Here is a 20,854-nt window from a genome sequence, read left to right on the forward strand (position 1 = left end):
AAAAACAAAAACTGCTAACAGAATTAATTGCTCATCTCTAAAAACTTGGAAGAAAGAAGTTTTGCTATTTTTCAGTTTTGAAACTACACTAAGCCTTTCAAATATAGATTAAACTCTAAAGATGTAATCGCTTTAAATTCATCTACCTCCAAATCTTCCTTAATATTTTCATCAAAATGCATTTTAGTTTTCTCCAATTTCTTATCAGGATGGACAATCAACTCTAAGCCACTGAAATCCATTGGGTTCACCTGAACTAAAACGATATAGTCATCAAAAACTCTTTTGTAATACTCGTGAACTACTGCACTGCTTTTCATAGAATTCATTCAATTAGTCTAAAAATAGAAAGGTTATGGTTTGGGATTGGTAAACTCAAAACCGCTGCCCCAGCCATGTATATATAAAAACCGTCAGCCACTTCAAGCCTTTCACAAGGACCACTTACACCACAATATTCACTATTTTCTTTGGTACGATAATCATTTTCTTAATCGGCCTATCTTCGATCCATTTTTGCACTTTAGGATTTGCTAAAACAGCCTTCTCAATTTCTTCTTTTGGTGCATCCAATGCAAAAGTCATATTATCTCTGTGTTTTCCATTTACAGAAACAGGATAAGTATGCTCCTCTTCTTGTATAAAATCAGGATTAAATGTTGGCCATCCACCTTCTGATACACTACCTTCATTACCAAGCAATGACCACAATTCTTCACAGATATGGGGTGCATAAGGTGCAATAATTCTGATTAGATCGCTTAAAACAGTCTTATTGTTACATTTCAGTTCTGTCAGGGTATTGACACAGATCATAAATGTAGAAACCGAGGTATTAAAAGAGAAGTTTTCTATATCATACTCTGCTTTTTGGATTGCTTGATGTAAAGCTTTTAGAGCTTTCTTATCAGGCTCAGCATCAACCACTTTAAAGTTACCGTCCGTATCATGGAAAAGTCTCCATAGTTTTTTCAAGAATTTGGCAGTACCATCAATTCCATTAGTATTCCATGGTTTAAACTGTTCCAATGGTCCTAAGAACATTTCATAGAGCCTTAAAGTGTCAGCGCCATATTTTTCAATCACGTCATCCGGATTGACCACATTGTACTTGGATTTGGACATTTTCTCTACTTCTGATTTAGTTTTGAAATCTTTCTCATCAGAAACAGTTTTAATATATTCACCATTTTGCCAATATCCACCTTTGGTATGAAATATAGCGTTCTGATATTCTGGAAATTCCTTTATGAAATTTGGAACATCAAGAACCCCATTTTTTACAAAATTAATATTTGCATAAACATATGTGTAATTTTCTAATTGAGGTGTTTCTCCATTTAAATCCTCTTTAGAAAAAATGTCAAGACTTGCAAACTCAAACTCTTCTTTGTCCAATAGTTGAACTCCTTTCGATCCAGCAACTCCAATATTGTTAGTTCTTGATTTAGTACGTAATAATTTTTCTGAAATACCTTGAATCATTCCTTGATTAATCATCTTTTGGAATGGCTCATCTACACTGACATAGCCTAAATCATATAGGAATTTAGTCCAGAATCTAGAATACAATAGATGTCCTGTAGCATGCTCAGAACCCCCAATATATAAATCTACATTTTGCCAATACTGTTGTTTTTCTTCATCTACAAAAGCATCATTATTATGTGCATCCATGTAACGGAACATATACCAACTAGAACCTGCCCAGCCTGGCATGGTACTTTTTTCCAACTCGTATCCTTCATTTGTTTTCCAGTTTGAAGCTCTTGCCAAAGGGGGCTCACCATCTTCTGTAGGTAAATATTTATCTACTTCAGGTAATTCTAATGGTAATTGGTCTTCTTCTAATAAATAAGGAATATCATTTTTGAAATAAACAGGAACTGGTTCACCCCAATAGCGCTGACGACTGAATATCGCATCACGCATTCTATAATTGATTTTAGCGTAACCGATTTCTTTATCTTTCATGAAATCAATCGCCTTCATTTGAGCATCTTTTATGCTTAAACCAGTCAAGAAATCAGAATTGATGATTTTTTCATGCTCATTAACGACCTCTACTATAGCTAAATTGAAATGCTCGGCAAATGCTTTGTCCCGATCGTCATCAGATGGCACTGCCATTACAGCACCTGTTCCATACCCTGCCAATACATAATCGCCAATCCAAACCGGTATTTTTTCATTCGTAAACGGATGAATCGCATAAGCCCCAGTAAATGCACCTGATACTCTTTTGACTTCCGTCATCCTTTCGCGTTCTGAACGATTTTTAGCAATGCTTACATAGGCTTCAACTTCTTGCTTCTGCTCAGTAGTAGTGATTTTTTCAACAAGCTCATGTTCTGGAGCCAACACCATAAAGGTCACACCATAAATAGTATCAATTCTAGTCGTGAAAACTTCTATTTTCTCTTCTTGATCTACTAATTGAAATGCCAACTGAGCTCCAACTGATTTTCCAATCCAGTTTCTCTGCATCTCTTTAACCGGCTCGGGCCAGTCAAGATCCTCTAGACCTCTTAGCAAACGGTCAGCAAAAGCAGAGATTCTCATACTCCACTGCATCATTTTTTTGCGCTCAACAGGATGCCCCCCTCTTTCACTATAACCATCTTTTACTTCATCATTCGACAAAACAGTCCCCAAAGCCGGACACCAGTTTACTACTGCCTCCGACAAATAGGCAATTCTATATTTTAATAAAATTTCTTGTTTTTCTTCTTCAGAATAGTTGAACCAATCTTCGGCACTGAAATGTTCTATCTCTTCATCACTAGCAGCTTTAACCAATTGATTGCCTGTTTTTTCGAAATGCTCTTCTAGCACTAAAATATGACGAGCTCTATTGTCCACTAGGTCATACCAACTGTTGAATAACAATGAGAAAATCCATTGCGTCCACTTATAAAAAGAAGGATCGCTTGTACGCACCTCTCTCTCCCAATCATATGCAAAGCCAATATTTTTTAATTGCTCTATATATCGGTTAATGTTTTGCTCAGTAGTAATAGCCGGATGCTGACCAGTTTGAATGGCATACTGCTCAGCGGGAAGTCCAAAAGAATCAAATCCCATTGGGTGAAGCACATTAAACCCTTGTTGCTTTTTATACCTTGCTACAATATCTGAAGCAATATAACCTAAGGGGTGCCCTACATGCAGACCTGCTCCAGAAGGGTAAGGAAACATATCCAATGTATAGTACTTTGGTTGATTAAAATCATCTTTAGCTTTGAAAACCTGGTTTTCTTCCCAGTAGGCTTGCCACTTCTTTTCGGTTTCTCTGAACTGATATTCTGACATAATACGGTATATATTAATCTATTGTAGATTCCAATTTTATTTAAAGTGCAAAATTAAGGCTTTTGACTTGGGAAGGAATAGAATAATGCAATCTTTTCAAAAAACGGGATAAAAAAAGGTGCCCGAAAGCACCTTTAATCATTAACCAACTAATCACTAAACTAAAACTAACTAAAAAATTTCTTTAAAATAGGATTCGATTCCTTTAGGTGTTCGTTTTTAAACTCTTGCTTTTGAGCATGTCCTAAATTAGCATTAAGCTGAGAACCTAAAAGAAAAATCAAAATACCGACCACTACTCCAATCGCAAGGAAAATATTTCGACTCAAATTTTTACTCTTTTGCATCTTTATCCTATTTATAAACTTCTTTTACAATGATTATGCCAAACCCCAAAAAGTTGCATTCATTTTTTTCTTTTTTCTTAACGAGATAAAAATTACCTTCGTATCCAAAATCTTAAAAACTTATGAAAAAAATATTTTTATCGATTCTAGTATTTGCAGCGCTGCTTAATTCATGTAGTCAAAAAGAAAGTTCAGAGCAGACTTCCGAGCTTGAAGAAAAAGAAGAAGTTGAAATTGAAAAAGAGTCCGATTTTTTAGGGGAATCTTTTGAAGTTGAAAATGAAACTCCATTGGATCTTTTGATAAGCGACATGAATTCAAATGATTCTGTTATGGCTGTAGTAGAAGTAAAAGTGACAGAAGTTTGTCAAGCGAAGGGTTGCTGGATGAAAGTTGATTTACCAAACGGAGAGTCAATGCGTGTAACTTTCAAAGATTATGGCTTCTTTATGCCTAAAGATTTAGCTGGGAAATCCGTGAAAATGTACGGAACAGCTAAAATTGAAGAGACGGATGTCGAAACCTTAAAACATTTTGCTGAGGATGGAGGAAAATCTGCAGAAGAAATTGCTCAAATTACTGAACCTAGAATGGATTATAAGTTTGTGGCTTCAGGAGTAAAATTATGAAGCTTTTTGGGTGTTTGAGTAATATTGCATCCTAACTAAAGCAGTCAAATTTAAAATTTGACTGCTTTATTAATTCAAAATATAAGTTTTCAAATTTATCGGTATAACCCCCTACTCTTATCTCTACTAAATAATCTACGAAACCTGAAGCCGCTAAGCGTACTGAAGCCACCTACCAAACCAGCCACTGTGCCGGAAATTATCACCATATAAATCCCATCACTTAAGCTAAATAACTCTGCAATTTTATTAGACAGCATTCCGCTTGAATCATTGTGAATAATAAAAGCCTGAATTAACCATAAAAACCCAAGTGCAATAAAGCCACTAAAAAATGTACTTAGATTTTTACCAGCAACTATAGCTCCGGCAAAAAACGCACAAATGGCCATTGACCACCAAGGGAAATAAAGCAATGAAAAATGAGCTGCTACTACAATGATTATAGTTCTGATAATAAATTTCATTTTGCTCCGGAAGTTAAAGTTTGAGTGAAAATTATATTATTTAGGTCGGAAGCATTGGCCTTATTCTCCAATTCATAATATTCTCCCTTGCTCCAGCTATCAATTAAATTATCATAATAGTAACTACCTGGGTTTCCAGATTGACCTCCAGGGTAAACTCCGTAAGCCTTAATCGGATCCTCCATTGAAACTATCATTCTCCATGAAGGGCCATGCCTACCTGAAGTTGCATTTAAAATATGTTTATTTCCGCCAATTTGAATATTGTCTGTGCTAAATGGAGCTAAACGAGCTAAATGCTGAACCCTAGTGTTTTTAAAATTACTCCAAGTCAATTCTTTTTCATTAGCTGATTTCCAATTCTCCACTGAATCGACTGCAGATTGAAAACTCATTTGATACAAATCGGTAATACTTTCTTTTGTATCTGTTTCTTGATGGTCAATGTATGGATCATTGGGATACTCTTTTAGAATTTGAAGAGTGACAGGTAATTCAGGTCTTCTTACTGAATTTTTCAAACCGTAGAATTCGTCCCATAAATTTCGGTATAAATCATCCCAAAAAATCTCAAAATAGGCTGGAGCTGCCATATCTTGATCAGCCATGTAATTCCAAGTGGCCAAGGCATCAAAAGCAGTTTTCTGCTCTTCAGTCATATTATTTCGGTTAAGGCTATCCAGAACACCAGGTAGAATTTCTGAAGCCATTAGCCAATAGTTATCATTTTGTAGACGCATCATATCCTCAATCGTGATATTTTCTAAGGTTTCCAATTTGCGATTTAATCTTCTATTCCTATAATGCTCATACCCTCTATCATAATGATAATAAGGATAAGTGCTGTCCACTGGGATCTGATTAGCAGAACTTAAATACCCTTGTTCAGGATTCTTCATATAAGCATTATGTGCTCTTGGAATAAAACCAGCCCAATCCATATCTGCTCGGGAACCGTCCATAATAAATTTACCTTGTTCTTCCCATCTAAGGGGAAATTTACCATTGATCCATAAGGCTATATCACCATGAACATCTGCATAAGCAAAATTCTGGGCAGGACAATCATAATGCGTTAATGCTTTCTCATAGTCATCATAATCATTGGCTCTATTAAGTAAATGGAAGGTCATTTGTTCATTAGATGGATCGTGAGCTGTCCATCTCAGTGCAAAATTAGTTTTACTATTGCCTGGCCTGAAGCTTTCATCATACACAATAGGCCCATGATGCGTGTAATATATCGTATCATGGAAATTTTCATCTCCGCGAATTTTAAATTCTTGAATCACTTTTTGCGTCTTGAGCCATTTTCCATTGTACCTATACTCTTTTTTCTCAGCATTTTTGAAATCGATATGATACCAGTCTCTGACATCTCTAGTAGCATTGGTTACACCCCATGACACCTTATCATTAAAACCGATAATTACCCCCAATGCTCCTGGTAGAGTAGACCCAAATACATTGACAGAAGGAGAATTTAAATGCATAACGTACCAAATGGATGGTAGATTTAAACTTAGATGCGGATCATTGGCCAAAATTGGTTTTCCCGAAGCAGTTTTACTTCCGTGAACTGTCCAGTTGTTACTGCCATTTTGAGGGTCAGGCTCAGTCGCCTTATCGTCAGGAAATACAAGTGGGAAGGAAACAGAATCTGGTCGTTCCACGGTTTGAGGTTCAAAATCCCATTCTTTGGCTTTGGGAATGACAGGGTCAAAGTCATCGTAGCTGTCAGGAAATAAGAAATCAAACCTTTCTTTACCTAACATTTTTAATAATTGCGTATTCTCTGCATCACTGTCACCACCCGACAAATCGTTTGCCATATATTTTAATAGTAGCCCAGATTTTAAATTACTCCATTTTTCAGGTTTATAGTCGAGTAATTTATATTCAATAGGTAGGTCTTTATAGTCTAATGATGCAATATATTGATTTATACCTTCGGTGTAAGCATCTAGTATTGGGCCAATAGTTGGGTCTTCAGCCATTAGCTTCTCTGCTTTTTCAGCTCCATACAACAGGCCATTTCTCCGCTGGTAGCGGTCAAAATCCAAAGCATCTTTCCCTATGATTTCAGAAACTCTTCCTGCTGAGGCGTGCGTTTGAAACTCCATTTGCCATAGTCGATTTTGGGCTGTAATGTAGCCTTGTGCCATATACAGATCGTGGTCATTATTGGCATATACATGCGGTACTAAAATGGAATCATAGTAAACTTTAACAACTTCATTTAAACCAGCTATCGCAGGTTTTTCTTCAAAGGGAATAGTTTGATTTTCTGAATTGGCCCAAAAACCATTGTAAGGATCTAAAAATTTTCCTAGAGGGGGCACCTGTCCCCATTTATTATTTAAGCCCACAACCAGAGCCAATGCAATAAGAAAGGGGAAAATAAATTTTATAAAATTCATAAGGTTAGAAGCATTAAATCATCGCCTAATGTATAAAAAATTGGATTATTAATATAACAGATAGCCATAAATCTTTCTTCCAAAAATCAAAACGTATGTCGCCACATCTATTCTTACAAATAAAGTCAATTTTTTCACAGAAAATGAACATTAGGTTAGTGTTTAGCCAGCTTCTCTGATTCCAAAAAAGCTATCCCATTCTATATTCAATATCATAAATAGATTTATAGTTAATCCTCATACCCACTCGTTAAATACATTACCAACTTCCTTAGTTGAGCCTTGCTACTTCAGCCATATCTAAAATATAATTATCTTACTCATCTCATCTTTATTCCATTTTCAAAACTCACTTACAGGTGTAAAAATCGTTCAGGTCCACAGTAGGTTGGTACAGTTCCAGGTGGAATAAATTTCAATTCAACCACATGCATAAAGAAATTACAAGGAGTTAAAAAGTACTATGAGTTCAATTAACATTATGCACTATTTTAGTTAGACAATATATCGCTGCTCTTAACTCCTTTTTTCTTTATCGATATTTTTTTACTTTTAACTCCATGCATCAAGCCTGGAACCGATACGCCTTTATTCGTTTTGTGCTCTTTATGGCACTTGGCATAGTCACTGGTACATTCCTTCCTGATATCTACGAATTTATATTCTTTTTATTTTCGGTGATTTCTGTTCTATATTTAACTGCCCAATTTTTTAGAGGCTACCAATTTCCTGCTTTTCAATCTATTTCATTTGCTGTTTTAGCATTCCTGATTTGTTTTTCATTTGGTTATCTCAACGCCTATTGGCAATCCGAAAAGCATGATCAAACTCATTTGCTCCATGCAAATGTTGGGGAAATAGAAGCTTTTGAGGCCATTTTGGTAAATGCAGGAAAAAACACCGAAAAGACGCACGGATTTAAAGTAGAAGTGCAACGAGTTTTAATAAATGAAAAATGGCAAAATTACAGTGGTAATGCCATGATTTACTTTCAAAAAGACAGTCTCTCAAAGAGGTTAGAATATGGAAATCAATTATTAATAAAATCGAGCTTGAACGAATTAGCACCTCCCAAAAACCCTTTGGAATTTAATTATAAGCGTTTTTTAGGTTTTGACCAAATCTATCATCAACAATATGTTAGAAGTGGAAAATGGAGAAAATTAGCCGAAAGTAAAGGCGGTTTCATTATGGCTTCCTCCATCAAAACTGGGCAATATTTGGAGGCTATTATGAATGAGCATATCAAAGATGAGCGCTCATTGGCCATAGCCAAAGCGTTAACTCTAGGGATCAAAGATGAACTCGACAATGAGTTACGAAGTGCTTATGCAAGTGCAGGTGCTATGCATGTATTGGCAGTAAGCGGATTACATGTTGGGATCATTTTTCTCATTATTTCGACCATTCTCAGTAGATGGAGAAACCATAAAAAAGGGAGAGTCTTTTTTGCGATCATTAATATTTCAGTGCTGTGGGCTTATGCTTTTATTACGGGTTTATCTCCTTCGGTGCAAAGAGCAGCCATGATGTTCAGTTTTATCATTTTAGCTCAAGCCATGCGTAGGCGAACCAATATTTATAATACTTTGGCAGCCTCTGCTTTTGTATTGTTGAGTATAAACCCCTTTTTATTGTTTTCAGTTGGCTTTCAGTTGTCTTATTTAGCAGTTTTGGGGATAGTCTTTTTTCAGCCAAAACTCTATGGACTATTACAATTCAAATTTACTTTTTTGGATAAAATTTGGGCTATTACCTGTGTTTCAATTGCAGCTCAATTGGCAACTGCTCCTTTAGGCTTACTTTACTTTCATCAATTCCCTACTTATTTCTTCCTATCCAATTTAGTGGTCATCCCCGCAGCATTTGTAATTCTTAACAGTAGTCTAATTTTACTAATTAGTTCATTTTGGGAATGGGCAGCTGAGTGGATAGGTTACCTTATTGATCACTTTATTCAAGTAATTAATTTCTTGGTTTTTAGTCTGGATTATTTACCTAATAGCACTATTGATGGGGTTTTTATAAATACCTTAGAAAGCTGGCTGATTTATCTGGCTGTATTCTTTGTTGCACTATTCATTGCAGAAAAAAAATTGAATTACTTCAAATTAACTGTTTTAAGCTTGTTTTTGATGAGTATCAGTATTTGCTGGAGGCAATATCAAAACTTTCAAGAAAAGCAATTGATAGTCTATGATACAGGTCAACATCATGCTTTGGCAATCAGAAATGGGTTCTCTCAATACCTACAAGTAGAAGAAGGATTAGCTCAAGATAAAAACAAACTTCGATTTCATGTGTACCCCAGTCAATTAGAGGCAGGGATAGCCGATTTTCACCCTGATCGTTTCGAACCTAAAAACCAACAAGAGTTGTTCAAAGATTTCAAAGGACTCAAATTCTCTGTTTGGAATAATAAGAGAATTATCCACTTGCATAAGGAAATAGATGAAGATTTGATCTTTGAGCATCCCTTGGAGGTAGATTTAATAATCATAAGTAATAATGCTTTAAGGAAGCCTTCCAAACTTCATGATTATTTCAATGCCCAAAAAATTGTTCTAGATGCTTCCAATTCTTACTATAACATTCAAAACTTTAAAGCTAAATTTGAGGAGGAAAATTTAGATTATTACATAGTGCCGGAAAAAGGTGCTTTTGAATGGAAATTATAAACTATGGAATTAACGAAAATTGAAATTAAAGACAGAATTGGGTATATTACTTTAAACCGACCTGAAAAAAGAAATGCCTTAAGCTACGAATTTGTGGGTGAGCTGAAAGAAGCTTTCGCTCAATTGAAAAAAGATGATAGTGCAAAGGTAATTGTCTTGAGAGCGGAGGGAAAAGCTTTCTGTGCGGGTGCTGATTTGGCTTATATACAAGGTTTGCAAGGCAATACTTATGAAGAAAATCTAGAAGATTCCAACCACTTGAAGGAGCTTTTCTTTGAAATTTATACTTATCCTAAAGTGGTGATAGCCGAAATTCAAGGTCATGCTTTGGCTGGGGGTTGCGGGTTAGCCACTGTATGTGATTTCTCCTATACTGTCCCCCATGCTAAATTTGGTTATACAGAAGTGAAAATAGGCTTTATTCCAGCTATTGTAAAAGTGTTCTTATTAAGGAAAATTGGGGAAGGAAAATCCAAAGAATTACTTCTATCCGGAAAATTATACGAAGCCACTGACGCTCAAAAGATGGGGTTGGTCAATGAAGTGGTAGAAGCCGAAAAACTATCAGAAACTGTTTACGAATTTGCTCAGCAATTGATCCACAATAATTCAGGACAGTCCATGGCGTTCACCAAGCAAATGATAGCTGAAGTCCAGGAAAAGGGATTGGAAGAAGGATTGCAATATGCAGCTGAACAGAATGCAAAAGCACGTGCTTCAGAAGATTGTAAAAAAGGAATTGCAGCCTTTTTAAATAAGGAAACGCCTAGTTGGTAACAGGCGTTTTATAGCCTTAGTATTCTAAATTTATAATCCTAATGTAAAACCAACTTGGTTAGGGCTTAAATGTACATGTGATAAAAAATCAGAAATCTGAGTGCTTTGCTTACTGTGGACAGTATGTAAAATAATATCAAATACGAAAAGAAAACTACCTTGTAAAATTACAGACTTGCCATAACCTTTCAACCGTTCCGGCCTTCTGGTCGTATTTTTGGCTCTTTCCATCAAATAAAAACCTCCAGCAATATAGGCCAGATCAAGGCCTGCATTGAAAAGTAATGTCTTTTGGAAACTTACTTGATCATCTAGTAATGCAGAGGCGTTTTCAGGCATTTCACCAGTTGCAGTGAAATAATATCCTGCTCCCGCAATGCCTAAATTCACAACATTCCAAATCAAATTCATTTCATGAAAATAGGCTGTTTGTCCAGTAGTTTGGCTTCTTCCGATTGCACCCGTTATCATATTTCCTACTGCCCAAGTGCCGAGAATAGCCATTCCAGTTTTCCTTATCTTTACATCCTTTTGGTGAGATTCTGTAACAGAAATACGCTGCGCAAGGGCATCGAAACTCATAAGAGTAAAAGTTAATAGGAGTGTAATAATATGCTTCTTCATAATGATTTCAATTACTCTGTTTTCCAGTTATTTTAGCTGCACTAATACTTCTACAACTAAGCTATTGATTAAGCGGTAGAGTATTGATTTTTAGTTGTAATGTTCAATAGCATGATAAAATAACCTAAATGAAAATAGTATAAGCGCTATACCTACTACTTTGTTCATTATATTCAATCGTTTGGGAGTTACCCATGCTCTTAGTCTATGTGATAAAGCTACTTTTGAAAAGTCTGTAATGATTAATGTCCCAATGATACTTGAGAAAAAAATGACGACCTCATTCTCATCATATTCATAACTCTTAGTAACCAAAGTCATCACTCCCAACCAATATAATAAGACAAAGGGATTAATTCCATTTAAAATAAATCCCTTGAAAAATTGCTTGAAAAAATTTGACTTTTGTGTATTAACTTTTTGCTCTTCTAGCTTGACGCTCTTTTTTCTTAGACTTATAATTCCAGTAATCAATATAATCAGGCCGCCTACAGCTCCCATCCAAACTGAGACAATGTCATTATTCTCAAAAAGCCTGACGCTAAAATACATTAAGAAAATATAAGCCGTATCTGCAACAGCAATACCTAGAGCCATATAAATCCCGGCTTTAAAACCTTTGATGATACTATTTTGAATGAGTGCAAAAAAAACAGGCCCCAACATAACGGCCAATAGTAAACCAAACAATACACCATTGGTAACAACTGCAATCATACGCTATTTAATATCTTTTTCAACCAAGTAATCTAACCAGGCCTTTTGTTTATCACCTTTCAAAACACGGGGGAATTTATTTTGGCCACCTACTTTGCCTATTTGCTCCATAAATTGGATAAAAGCTTTGTTAGGCAGAACCTTTACAGTTATATCCTTTAATGCTGCAATTCTCTCCACTCTATAATCGTCATTTAAGTCCTTTAAGCGAGCATCCAATTTATCCTTTAGTACAGTCTCATCAACTTCAGACTTATCAGTTCCCACATACCATTCATGACCAAATAAGGAACCATGTTTGACACCTAAAACTGTAAATTCCTTTAAATCAAAGCCCATTTCATTAGCAACATCGGATAATGCATGATTCATATTATCTACTGAAAGGTGCTCTCCACAAAGACTTAAAAAATGTTTCGTTCTGCCAGTAATTACGATTTCTGAGTCTGCTTTGGACACAAATTTAATTGTATCTCCAATCAAATAGCGCCAGGCACCGGAGCAGGTGGAAATTAACAAGGCATACTCAACATTTTCTTCTACTTCATCAATCATAAGAGTTCGAGGATTTTTCAACATATTACCCTCCTCATCAAAATTATCTTCAGTGAAAGGAATAAATTCATAAAAAATCCCATTATTTAGTACCAGCCGCATGCTATCAACTCCCTGATTAGCTTGAAATGCTATAAATCCTTCGGAAGCTAAATAAGTCTCAATATAATTGATATCTCGACCTAACAATTTTTGAAATCCTTTCTTATAGGGCTCAAACGCTACCCCTCCATGCACATAAATCTCAAAATTAGGCCAAATCTCATGGATATTCTCTAGCTTGTAATGCTTTATGATTTTTTCAATCAAAATAGTAATCCAAGCAGGCACTCCTGCAATAATGGTGATATTCCAATCTTTTGCTTTGAGTGTCATTTGCTCAAGCTTATCTTCCCAATCCTTCTTTCTTGAAATAGCTTTACCGGGCTTATAGAATCGTTGAAACCAAAAGGGTATTCTGGAAGTTGTTATTCCACTTAAATCACCTTCAGCATAATTACCATTATCTTGTAAATCTGTACTTCCACCTACCATTAATGTTCCTCCTTCAAAAACTGAAGAGGGTAAGCCTTCGTATCGGGAGAGTGATAATATCTGACGCACACTAGTCTTCTGAATAGCCTTGACCATTTCCAAAGAAACTGGAATATGCTTAGACGAGGCACCTGAAGTACCCGAGCTTAGCGCAAAATATTTGATCGCTCCGTGCCAGGTTACATCTTTCTCACCATCAAGACATTTATGCCACCAATCCTGATACATTTTATTATAGTCGTGAACAGGCACCTGTGTTTTAAAATCTTCGTAAAACCGCTTATTGTCCTGTTTTTTTAAAGATTGCAAAATCTCTGAAAATCTATATGCTTTACCAAACTGCGTATTACGGGATCCAATGATTAATTTACGAAATTCTGTTTTCTGTAATTCAAAAGGAGGGGTATAATCCTGATCTAAACTCTCTCGAATCCGTATCCCTTGTTTAATAAGATTACCTAAAAGTGTCATGTATTTTATGGTTGATAATCAAAAGTTGAAAATTTAATCAAAGTAAAAACATAAACTTTTACCTTTGAAATTAATTATTAGAAAGTAGTCCAATAGACAAATATATAACATTCAAAATATATAAAAATAACTTTAACATAAAGTCACGAACAATTTATTTTATTGATTTAACATCGTAAACCAGTTTTAATGAGCATAGCGGAAAATATAACAGAAGTTAAAGATTCTTTAGGAACTTGCCATTTAGTTGCAGTTAGCAAAACCAAACCCAATGAGGATTTGATGGAAGCCTATGAAGCCGGGCAACGAGCCTTGGGTGAAAACAAAGTACAAGAATTAAGCGATAAGGCAGAAGCATTACCAAAAGACATTGAATGGCATATGATTGGCCATTTGCAGCGCAACAAAGTGAAATACATTGCTCCTTTTGTGCACCTAATTCATTCTGTGGATAGTGTTCGCTTGCTGAAAGAGATTAACAAACAAGGTAAAAAAATAGACAGAATTGTGCCTGTACTATTACAAATCCATATTGCAGAAGAAGAAAATAAATACGGTCTAGACGAGCAGGAATTGCATGAATTATTATCTTCAGAAGCCTTTAAGGAAATGGACCATGTTGATGTACAAGGCCTAATGGGAATGGCGACCTTTACTGATGACAAAGATAAGGTTAGAAGGGAATTCAAGGGGCTTAAAAAGCTATTTGATAAAACTGCTCAGCAATACAATGACGAAAAACTGAATCTTAAAGAATTATCAATGGGCATGAGTGGAGATTACAAAATAGCCATTGAAGAAGGCAGCACGATGGTCAGAATTGGAAGCAAAATTTTTGGAGAACGACCTGGAGGGGGATGGTAGTTTGATAAATTTCTAGATCAAATTCAAAGTAGACATAAGTTTTAAGTAAAAATACATTTAATAAAAAACGATGCCACACAAGTTAATCATTATAATAGGAAGTATATCTGGGGCAATATCAGTGATTTTGGGTGCCTTTGGAGCGCATGCTTTAAAAGATAGTTTGACTGCATCAGGAAGGTTAGACACCTATGAAACAGCAGTTAAATATCAAATGTACCATAGCTTAGCACTAATTCTATTAGGAATTTTAATGATACATTTCCAACATAAATATTTAAGCTATGCTTCTTATTCCTTTATCATAGGAACGATCATTTTCTCAGGTAGCCTGTATTTACTTTGTGCAACTGGAATTTCTAAATTAGGAGCTATTACTCCTATTGGAGGACTTTTTTTAATTGCTGCCTGGGTTCTTTTAGCTATTGGTATTTATAAAACTGCCTAAAGCTCCTGCCGTATAGTTGTGTATGGCTAATTCAGTAAAATGTAAAAATTGTGGAGAATGGAACTCAATTGAAGGGTCGACTAAACAAAAATGTGCCAATTGTGGCGAAATAATCCAAGATCCTACTAAGGAAAGATTAGATAAGATCAAAAAATATAAGGAAGAACAACTTGACAAATGGATGTTCACTATCAAAGAGCAAGATAACGCTTTGGTTAAGTTCGCAAAAAAGACTGGAAATATAACGTACATTGTAATTATGTCTATAGTTGGTTTTTTCGCTTGGCTTGCTGCAGTATTACCACTATAAGGATGAACCTTAAGACTTTAAAACACCCGTTAATCTTTGGTAGTATTCTACTTTTTCTAGCTCATCAAATAATCGAAAAAGTATTTAACTATTCAGTTCCTATACTTCATGCTTATCTTGATGACCTGCTTTGTATACCCATTGTGTTAGGCATCGGAACACAAATAATTCAATGGATACACCCTATCAAAGACTTCTATTATTTGGATAAAAACGTAGTAATAACTACCACACTATTTTTCACTATTTTATTCGAGGCTATACTCCCACTCATAAATCTCGAATTATATACTGCAGACTGGATAGATATTTTAATGTATGGAATTGGAGGTACACTTTTTTATCATTTAATCAGCAAAAAAGTAAAAACTGAATACATCATTTTCTTACAGGGTTTAGAAAATGATTAATTCTGTTGCTCTGGAAATTTTGTTTCTTGCAGCTTATCATTGAAGTAGATTTCAGTCTTTAGCCATTCTCCCTGACTATTAAAATACTTCCATTCTTCCACTTTTTTATTTCCTGCATATTTCGCCTTTAATGCAATCTGGCCATCTTCGTAATACTTGAAATGCTCTCCATGAGCTTTTCCAAATTTATAGATAGTAGTTTCTTTTTCTTGTCCATCTTCAAAATAAGAAATTTCTAAGCCCGATTTTTTACCAGCTTGATAATTTACTTCATATTTCGATTCCCCACTTGAAAAATATTCTGTGTAAGCACCATGCAATTGTCCATTGCTGTAATTCTCATTTTTAATAAGCTCTCCTGTCTTATCGTAATAATTCCAGGTTCCAAAGGGCTCATCACCTTTAAAATACTTTTGAAATTTCAGCTCTCCTGTTTCCCAGAATTCTTCTAACTCCTTGTCCCTACCTTCATTAGAATAGATCGTTTTGGTAATCAAGCTTTGATCTTTCCTATATTCTAATACTTCACCAAAAAGAAATCCATCTTTATAGTTTCGTTCAACCTTCACTGTTCCACTAGGATAATATGAAATATTTTCCCCTTCTAGCTCACCATTTTTATAATAACCTATTAGTAGCAAATTACCTTCTTTATCGTAGGTTCTAAACTCTCCAGATTTCACCCCCTTTTGGTTTTCAAAAATGGTCTCCAGCTGTCCATTTTCAAAAAATGTTTTAAATTCACCGCTTAATTTTCCATCTACATAATGCTCCTCCGTTTTCATATTCCCATTAGAGTAATATCGTTCCGTTATGCCATTTGGCTCACCTTTGCTATAGGTAATGCGCTGTGCTAAAGTGCCATCATTGAAGTATTCCAAAACTTCTCCATCTGGCTTTGCATCTTTAAAGTCACTTTCACTTTTCAATTGGCCATCAGGATAAAACAACTTCAACTTCCCATTCAATGTATCATTCTTGAAATGTGCTATTTGCAAGACGTTACCTTCTTCACCATATACCACTGTTTCTCCAGTGCGATTACCATCTTCAAACTCAGTGGTTCTCATCAGTTTACCATTCGGGTAATACATCTCAAAAATGCCTTCCGCCTGGCCCAGCTCAAACAAACCACTTGCCATAAGTTCTCCCCCTTCGTAGTACTTTTTATATTGCCCGACAATCTGGCTGCTATCACCATTAGCGATAAAATAAACCTCTTTGGTTTTACTTTCAGCACTATCATAGTAATTGGAAACCTTTTGCAGTTCCTGTGCTATCAGGGCTTGTGAAGAGATTAAAAAGAAAGAAAGGAATAGAATATATGCTCGCATGGAAACTTTAAATAGAGTTAACAAAAAACAGCTTGTAAACATAACTTACAAGCTGTTGAAATATTATAGAATAACTAAAAAGTAAATTTAGTTCATCCAATTTAAGATGATTTCACTTTTCAGATTTACGTGTTTTACATTTTTTCAATAACAATAGCAGAAGCACCGCCCCCACCATTACAAATACCTGCTACTCCGATTTTACCATTCTTTTGGTTCAATACTGAATACAAAGTAGTCATGATTCTAGCACCGGAAGCACCAAGCGGGTGACCTAAAGCGACAGCACCACCGAATACGTTCACTTTCTCAGGATCTAAATCCAATTCCATATTATTAGCAATGGCAACAGCTGAGAACGCCTCATTTATTTCATAAAAATCTACTTCTTCTTTGCTTACTCCAGCTCTTTTCATTGCGATAGGAATTGCTAAAGACGGAGCAGTAGTAAACCAAAGTGGGTCTTGAGCTGCATCTCCAAATCCTCTAATTTTGGCAATTGGTTTAATCCCTAATGCATCCGCTTTTTCTTTGCTCATCAATACTAATGCTGATGCACCGTCATTGATAGTAGACGCATTGGCTGCAGTCACTGTTCCCTCTTTTGAAAACACTGGTCTTAAAGAAGGTATTTTTTCAAATCTTACATTTTTGAATTCCTCGTCTTCTGTGATCACCAAGGGATCTCCTTTTCTTTGTGCTACTTCAACGGGAACAATCTCTTCTTTGAAGCTTCCATCTTCCGTTGCTTTCGCTACTCTCTGATAAGACTTTATAGCATAATCATCTTGCATTTCGCGAGTGATTTTCATTTCCTTTGCAGTATTGTCAGCACAGTTTCCCATAGGGAATTTATTATAAACTTCCCAAAGCCCATCATTCAAAAGACCATCCACTAATTCACCATTACCATACTTGTAACCGTAACGAGCTTTCGGAATATAATAAGGAATATTGGACATGCTCTCCATCCCACCAGCAACTATGGTATCTGCATGACCTAACATAATGCTTTGCGCACCAAACATAACAGATTTCATTCCTGATGAGCAAACTTTGTTTACTGTTGTACAAGGGACATTAAAGCCGATTCCAGCACCTATAGCCGCTTGTCTTGCAGGAGCTTGACCAAGGTTGGCAGAAACTACATTTCCCATGAATACTTCATTCACCTCTTTGGCATCTACATTAGCTTTAGATAAAGCCCCTTTAATAGCAGCAGAACCAAGCTGAACTGCGCTCAAACTAGCTAAACTTCCTCCAAAACTGCCGATTGGTGTCCTTACAGCAGACACGATATATACTTCTTGCATTATTATTTTATTTTAGTCGTTTCAATGTAAAATTAATTAAAATAAGCTTGAGATAAAACTTGATTCCAGATTACCAGTCTGGCTTTCCTGAATCTTGCCTTTTAGTTGCTTTTTTCCTCAGTTGCTGGAAATATTGAGATTCTTTATTTCGCAAAGCTTCCAATATCATTTGGGCTTTTTCTTCAGAAATATTCATCTCTTCCAACTTTTGTTTGGTACTAGGGTTCATTTGCTGCTCTTCCCCTTCTTTTTTCTCTTCCCCTTCTTTTTGTTGCTGTTCTTTTTGCTCTTGCTCTTTTCCTTTCTCTTGCTCATTCTGTTCCCCATCTTGCTGTTCAGCATCCTCTTGTTGTTGCTGCTCTTCAGCAGTTTTATCCTCTTGGCTTTCTTCTTGATTTTTGTCTTTCTTCTGATTTTCAGAATCTTTATTTTCCTTATTCTGCTGGTCCTTGCTTTCTTGATCTTTATCCTGTTGATCCTGCTGATCCTGATCTTGATTCTCTTGATCTTTATTTTGATCTTGCTTTTCTTGCTCCTGCATTTTCTTTTTCAACAGCTCATAATTGTAGCGTGCTTTTTGATTACTAGGATCCGCTTTTAAAGCTTCTTTGAAAAAAGAAAGTGCACTTTCATATTCCTTTTGCATTTCCGACAGATTCCCCATTTGTAGCATCGCTTTTGATTTCAACTGAGAATTTGGAGCATCTGAAACCTTCCTGTAAGCATCAAAAGCGTTTACTGTATCTTTTAATTGAAAATAAGCATGTGCCCTATTGAGTTCCGCTTCTGGGCTTTCGTAGCTTAAAGAATCAAGCAAATACGTATAATGTTCGACTACCTTTTCATAATTGCCATTTTTCAAAGCTTCTGCTGCTCTTTCTTTGGCGGCATTAGCTTTAGCAATTTTACCAACCGGATCAATAGCCGACAGATGATAAGATATAAATAGTCCAATTAATATGAATGTTATGCTCTTCATATTTTGATAATTTTAAGTGTAGTTACCAAATCTAATAGCAACAAGATAATAGCTGCCATTAAGAAATAAAAATACTTGTTAGCTGATACATCAACAGTTTTAGCGTCTTTTAATTCCCCTTCAATATTATTGATAGTGGAAATTAATCTCCCAACTTCATTTCCATTCTTATTGATTTCAAAATATTCTCCGTCTGTTTGATCAGCCAAATCTTCTAAGGATCGAGAATCCAGTTTAGTTATAATGTCATTTCCGCTTTTATCTTTTCTAAATCCCCTGCGAGTTCTAATTTTACTTCCCTCTTCAGTACCCACTCCTAATGAGAACAAGCGAATGCCTGAATCATTGATTTTGGATATAGCACCTTCTGTATCGTCACCAAAATCTTCTCCATCACTAATCAAAATGATGATCTTAGATTTTTGCTGACTAGAAGGAGCATCTTCCGATGTTAATTTTTCATGGGCCATGTTTAACGCACCACCAAAATCGGTACTGCTGCCAGGTACCAATCCTGTATTTAAAGTCTCAATAAATAGATTTAATGCATTCTGATCATACGTTAGCGGACATTGCACAAAGGCTTCAGATGAAAAAATCAACAAACCAATTCTATCGGAACTGAAAGCATCTACTACATTTTTTAATTCGTACTTTATTTTTTCAAGTCTTGTAGGAGCTACATCATTGGCGTCCATTGAAGCAGATAAATCTACTGCAATCATAATATCCTTACCCACTGCTTTGATTTCTTTCTTGTCATCACCAAAAGAAGGACCTAAAAGCGAAACGATGAGTAATGCAAAAATAGAGCTTCGTAATAAGAATTTGGGTAAGATGTTAGAATAAGCTTGCCCTACCCTTTTGGCAACCGTAAAAACCCTATAGGTATAAGCCAGATAGAGCACCAAAAAAATAATAATAAAAATAATCTCTTCCGCCCCGAGGGAGTGAATCCAAGTCATAGATTTTAATTTTTACAAAAATATAAAAGCAAACGTAAAGGGCAACGTTGAATTACAGCTAAGGTAAATAAAAACGGTAGAAAGATTGGGTTGTTATATATTTTGTTGATCTATCCATCCTAACTTGTAAGAATCAAGTCTTGCCGTTAAACTCATATCATTTTTTAAAATAGCTAAGATTCAACCCTTTATTAATCTTTAGATCACAACAACTGAATAAGGTTTTCTTACTAAAAATTGAACTTATACAGATAATTATATTAAAAAATATTATGGCATTAATTTGCTGGCATACAGCAGGATGAAAACTATCTCTAAAAAAAGTTAGATTTATTTTGATTCCTATTTGGTAGAGACGAAAAACTTCCTTTATATTTGCATCACTTTTCGGAAACGAGAAGGGGATTTGAGTTAAAAACCCGGAGAGGTGGGTGAGTGGCTGAAACCACATGTTTGCTAAACATGCGTACGTGTTAAAGCGTACCGGGGGTTCGAATCCCCCTCTCTCCGCAAGTGTTCTTATTAAGAATTAGGAGATTAACAAAAAAATCTCGGGGTGTAGCGTAGCCCGGTATCGCGCCTCGTTTGGGACGAGGAGGTCGTAGGTTCGAATCCTGCCACCCCGACTATTAGAGTTTAAACACTCACAAAAACCCCTTAAATTCAGTTTTAAGGGGTTTTTTATTTTATTTGTTTTCAA

Annotated in this window: 19 protein-coding genes and 2 tRNA genes; 9 read left to right on the plus strand and 12 right to left on the minus strand. The window is 35.7% G+C overall.

The features are described from left to right. Positions 1-83 precede the first annotated feature (83 nt). The 3 genes from B9Y84_RS11005 to B9Y84_RS11015 all read right to left on the minus strand — a co-directional run bounded on the left by B9Y84_RS11005 (position 84) and on the right by B9Y84_RS11015 (position 3,659). Entirely contained in the window at positions 84-320 is a 237-nt protein-coding gene (locus B9Y84_RS11005; protein ID WP_085517513.1) for a hypothetical protein, read from the minus strand. 124 nt (positions 321-444) lie between these two features. Then, a complete protein-coding gene (locus B9Y84_RS11010) occupies positions 445-3,312 on the minus strand; it encodes a leucine--tRNA ligase (RefSeq protein WP_085517179.1) in 2,868 nt (955 codons plus the stop codon). Between the two features lie 167 nt (positions 3,313-3,479). Further along, entirely contained in the window at positions 3,480-3,659 is a 180-nt protein-coding gene (locus tag B9Y84_RS11015) for a hypothetical protein (RefSeq protein ID WP_085517181.1), read from the minus strand. Between the two features lie 122 nt (positions 3,660-3,781). Here B9Y84_RS11015 and B9Y84_RS20860 point away from each other — a divergent pair, with 122 nt between their 5' ends. Beyond that, positions 3,782-4,288: a DUF4920 domain-containing protein gene (locus tag B9Y84_RS20860; RefSeq protein ID WP_085517183.1), complete on the plus strand. Its 507-nt coding sequence runs from the start codon at positions 3,782-3,784 to the stop codon at positions 4,286-4,288. A gap of 95 nt (positions 4,289-4,383) precedes the next feature. Here B9Y84_RS20860 and B9Y84_RS11025 read toward each other — a convergent pair whose 3' ends face one another. Beyond that, positions 4,384-4,755, minus strand: a complete 372-nt coding sequence (locus B9Y84_RS11025) for a hypothetical protein (RefSeq protein WP_085517185.1) — start codon at positions 4,753-4,755, stop codon at positions 4,384-4,386. Continuing rightward, positions 4,752-7,175 (minus strand): penicillin acylase family protein, encoded by a 2,424-nt coding sequence (locus tag B9Y84_RS11030; RefSeq protein ID WP_085517186.1) that lies wholly within the window; start codon positions 7,173-7,175, stop codon positions 4,752-4,754. The genes B9Y84_RS11025 and B9Y84_RS11030 overlap by 4 nt, the downstream gene beginning before the upstream one ends. A gap of 560 nt (positions 7,176-7,735) precedes the next feature. On the opposite strand from B9Y84_RS11030, the gene B9Y84_RS11035 reads away from it, so the two are divergent. After that, positions 7,736-9,853, plus strand: coding sequence for a ComEC/Rec2 family competence protein (locus tag B9Y84_RS11035; RefSeq protein WP_085517188.1), 2,118 nt, complete (start codon positions 7,736-7,738; stop codon positions 9,851-9,853). Positions 9,854-9,856: 3 nt separating this feature from the next. Continuing rightward, on the plus strand, positions 9,857-10,630 hold the full coding sequence (locus B9Y84_RS11040) for an enoyl-CoA hydratase/isomerase family protein (protein ID WP_085517190.1): 774 nt from the start codon (positions 9,857-9,859) through the stop codon (positions 10,628-10,630). 30 nt (positions 10,631-10,660) lie between these two features. Here B9Y84_RS11040 and B9Y84_RS11045 read toward each other — a convergent pair whose 3' ends face one another. From B9Y84_RS11045 to B9Y84_RS11055, 3 genes are all read right to left on the minus strand, one after another. Continuing rightward, positions 10,661-11,254 carry a DUF6992 family protein gene (locus B9Y84_RS11045; RefSeq protein ID WP_139828011.1) on the minus strand — a complete coding sequence of 198 codons (594 nt, stop codon included), beginning with the start codon at positions 11,252-11,254 and terminating at the stop codon, positions 10,661-10,663. A gap of 90 nt (positions 11,255-11,344) precedes the next feature. Then, complete coding sequence (locus tag B9Y84_RS11050; RefSeq protein WP_085517193.1) at positions 11,345-11,971, minus strand: LysE family translocator; 627 nt, start codon at positions 11,969-11,971, stop codon at positions 11,345-11,347. 3 nt (positions 11,972-11,974) lie between these two features. Continuing rightward, complete coding sequence (locus B9Y84_RS11055; RefSeq protein ID WP_085517195.1) at positions 11,975-13,531, minus strand: GH3 family acyl-acid amido synthetase; 1,557 nt, start codon at positions 13,529-13,531, stop codon at positions 11,975-11,977. A 189-nt stretch (positions 13,532-13,720) separates the two neighbouring features. Between B9Y84_RS11055 and B9Y84_RS11060 the strand changes: the two genes are divergently transcribed. From B9Y84_RS11060 to B9Y84_RS11075, 4 genes are all read left to right on the plus strand, one after another. Next, positions 13,721-14,395, plus strand: a complete 675-nt coding sequence (locus B9Y84_RS11060) for a YggS family pyridoxal phosphate-dependent enzyme (protein WP_085517197.1) — start codon at positions 13,721-13,723, stop codon at positions 14,393-14,395. A 70-nt stretch (positions 14,396-14,465) separates the two neighbouring features. After that, positions 14,466-14,843: a DUF423 domain-containing protein gene (locus B9Y84_RS11065; protein WP_085517199.1), complete on the plus strand. Its 378-nt coding sequence runs from the start codon at positions 14,466-14,468 to the stop codon at positions 14,841-14,843. 22 nt (positions 14,844-14,865) lie between these two features. After that, a complete protein-coding gene (locus B9Y84_RS11070; RefSeq protein WP_085517201.1) occupies positions 14,866-15,153 on the plus strand; it encodes a hypothetical protein in 288 nt (95 codons plus the stop codon). Positions 15,154-15,155: 2 nt separating this feature from the next. Continuing rightward, positions 15,156-15,563: a hypothetical protein gene (locus B9Y84_RS11075; protein WP_085517203.1), complete on the plus strand. Its 408-nt coding sequence runs from the start codon at positions 15,156-15,158 to the stop codon at positions 15,561-15,563. On the opposite strand, the gene B9Y84_RS11080 is transcribed toward B9Y84_RS11075, so the two are convergent. From B9Y84_RS11080 to B9Y84_RS11095, 4 genes are all read right to left on the minus strand, one after another. Beyond that, positions 15,560-16,897 carry a toxin-antitoxin system YwqK family antitoxin gene (locus tag B9Y84_RS11080; protein ID WP_176223775.1) on the minus strand — a complete coding sequence of 446 codons (1,338 nt, stop codon included), beginning with the start codon at positions 16,895-16,897 and terminating at the stop codon, positions 15,560-15,562. The two genes, B9Y84_RS11075 and B9Y84_RS11080, sit on opposite strands and share 4 nt — an antisense overlap. Positions 16,898-17,031: 134 nt before the next feature. Continuing rightward, the gene (locus B9Y84_RS11085) at positions 17,032-18,210 is read right to left on the minus strand and encodes an acetyl-CoA C-acyltransferase (protein WP_085517207.1); all 1,179 of its coding nucleotides are present in this window, start codon (positions 18,208-18,210) and stop codon (positions 17,032-17,034) included. Positions 18,211-18,280: 70 nt separating this feature from the next. Then, the gene (locus B9Y84_RS11090; RefSeq protein ID WP_085517209.1) at positions 18,281-19,189 is read right to left on the minus strand and encodes a tetratricopeptide repeat protein; all 909 of its coding nucleotides are present in this window, start codon (positions 19,187-19,189) and stop codon (positions 18,281-18,283) included. Then, positions 19,186-20,154 carry a vWA domain-containing protein gene (locus B9Y84_RS11095; protein ID WP_085517212.1) on the minus strand — a complete coding sequence of 323 codons (969 nt, stop codon included), beginning with the start codon at positions 20,152-20,154 and terminating at the stop codon, positions 19,186-19,188. The genes B9Y84_RS11090 and B9Y84_RS11095 overlap by 4 nt, the downstream gene beginning before the upstream one ends. A gap of 421 nt (positions 20,155-20,575) precedes the next feature. Between B9Y84_RS11095 and B9Y84_RS11105 the strand changes: the two genes are divergently transcribed. Together B9Y84_RS11105 and B9Y84_RS11110 are read left to right on the plus strand one after the other, a co-directional pair. Beyond that, positions 20,576-20,664, plus strand: a tRNA-Ser gene (locus B9Y84_RS11105). 42 nt (positions 20,665-20,706) lie between these two features. Beyond that, positions 20,707-20,780 (plus strand) — tRNA-Pro (locus B9Y84_RS11110). Positions 20,781-20,854: the final 74 nt, after the last annotated feature.

The sequence above is a fragment of the Marivirga sericea genome (assembly GCF_900177665.1).
Taxonomy (GTDB): domain Bacteria; phylum Bacteroidota; class Bacteroidia; order Cytophagales; family Cyclobacteriaceae; genus Marivirga; species Marivirga sericea.

What these genes read in the sequence shown, in the direction of transcription:
- B9Y84_RS11005 (WP_085517513.1), bottom strand. Translation starts at nt 320, where the DNA reads ATGAAAAGCAGTGCAGTAGTTCACGAGTATTACAAAAGAGTTTTTGAT.
- B9Y84_RS11010 (WP_085517179.1), bottom strand. Translation starts at nt 3,312, where the DNA reads ATGTCAGAATATCAGTTCAGAGAAACCGAAAAGAAGTGGCAAGCCTAC.
- B9Y84_RS11015 (WP_085517181.1), bottom strand. Translation starts at nt 3,659, where the DNA reads ATGCAAAAGAGTAAAAATTTGAGTCGAAATATTTTCCTTGCGATTGGA.
- B9Y84_RS20860 (WP_085517183.1), top strand. Translation starts at nt 3,782, where the DNA reads ATGAAAAAAATATTTTTATCGATTCTAGTATTTGCAGCGCTGCTTAAT.
- B9Y84_RS11025 (WP_085517185.1), bottom strand. Translation starts at nt 4,755, where the DNA reads ATGAAATTTATTATCAGAACTATAATCATTGTAGTAGCAGCTCATTTT.
- B9Y84_RS11030 (WP_085517186.1), bottom strand. Translation starts at nt 7,175, where the DNA reads ATGAATTTTATAAAATTTATTTTCCCCTTTCTTATTGCATTGGCTCTG.
- B9Y84_RS11035 (WP_085517188.1), top strand. Translation starts at nt 7,736, where the DNA reads ATGCATCAAGCCTGGAACCGATACGCCTTTATTCGTTTTGTGCTCTTT.
- B9Y84_RS11040 (WP_085517190.1), top strand. Translation starts at nt 9,857, where the DNA reads ATGGAATTAACGAAAATTGAAATTAAAGACAGAATTGGGTATATTACT.
- B9Y84_RS11045 (WP_139828011.1), bottom strand. Translation starts at nt 11,254, where the DNA reads ATGAAGAAGCATATTATTACACTCCTATTAACTTTTACTCTTATGAGT.
- B9Y84_RS11050 (WP_085517193.1), bottom strand. Translation starts at nt 11,971, where the DNA reads ATGATTGCAGTTGTTACCAATGGTGTATTGTTTGGTTTACTATTGGCC.
- B9Y84_RS11055 (WP_085517195.1), bottom strand. Translation starts at nt 13,531, where the DNA reads ATGACACTTTTAGGTAATCTTATTAAACAAGGGATACGGATTCGAGAG.
- B9Y84_RS11060 (WP_085517197.1), top strand. Translation starts at nt 13,721, where the DNA reads ATGAGCATAGCGGAAAATATAACAGAAGTTAAAGATTCTTTAGGAACT.
- B9Y84_RS11065 (WP_085517199.1), top strand. Translation starts at nt 14,466, where the DNA reads ATGCCACACAAGTTAATCATTATAATAGGAAGTATATCTGGGGCAATA.
- B9Y84_RS11070 (WP_085517201.1), top strand. Translation starts at nt 14,866, where the DNA reads ATGGCTAATTCAGTAAAATGTAAAAATTGTGGAGAATGGAACTCAATT.
- B9Y84_RS11075 (WP_085517203.1), top strand. Translation starts at nt 15,156, where the DNA reads ATGAACCTTAAGACTTTAAAACACCCGTTAATCTTTGGTAGTATTCTA.
- B9Y84_RS11080 (WP_176223775.1), bottom strand. Translation starts at nt 16,897, where the DNA reads ATGCGAGCATATATTCTATTCCTTTCTTTCTTTTTAATCTCTTCACAA.
- B9Y84_RS11085 (WP_085517207.1), bottom strand. Translation starts at nt 18,210, where the DNA reads ATGCAAGAAGTATATATCGTGTCTGCTGTAAGGACACCAATCGGCAGT.
- B9Y84_RS11090 (WP_085517209.1), bottom strand. Translation starts at nt 19,189, where the DNA reads ATGAAGAGCATAACATTCATATTAATTGGACTATTTATATCTTATCAT.
- B9Y84_RS11095 (WP_085517212.1), bottom strand. Translation starts at nt 20,154, where the DNA reads ATGACTTGGATTCACTCCCTCGGGGCGGAAGAGATTATTTTTATTATT.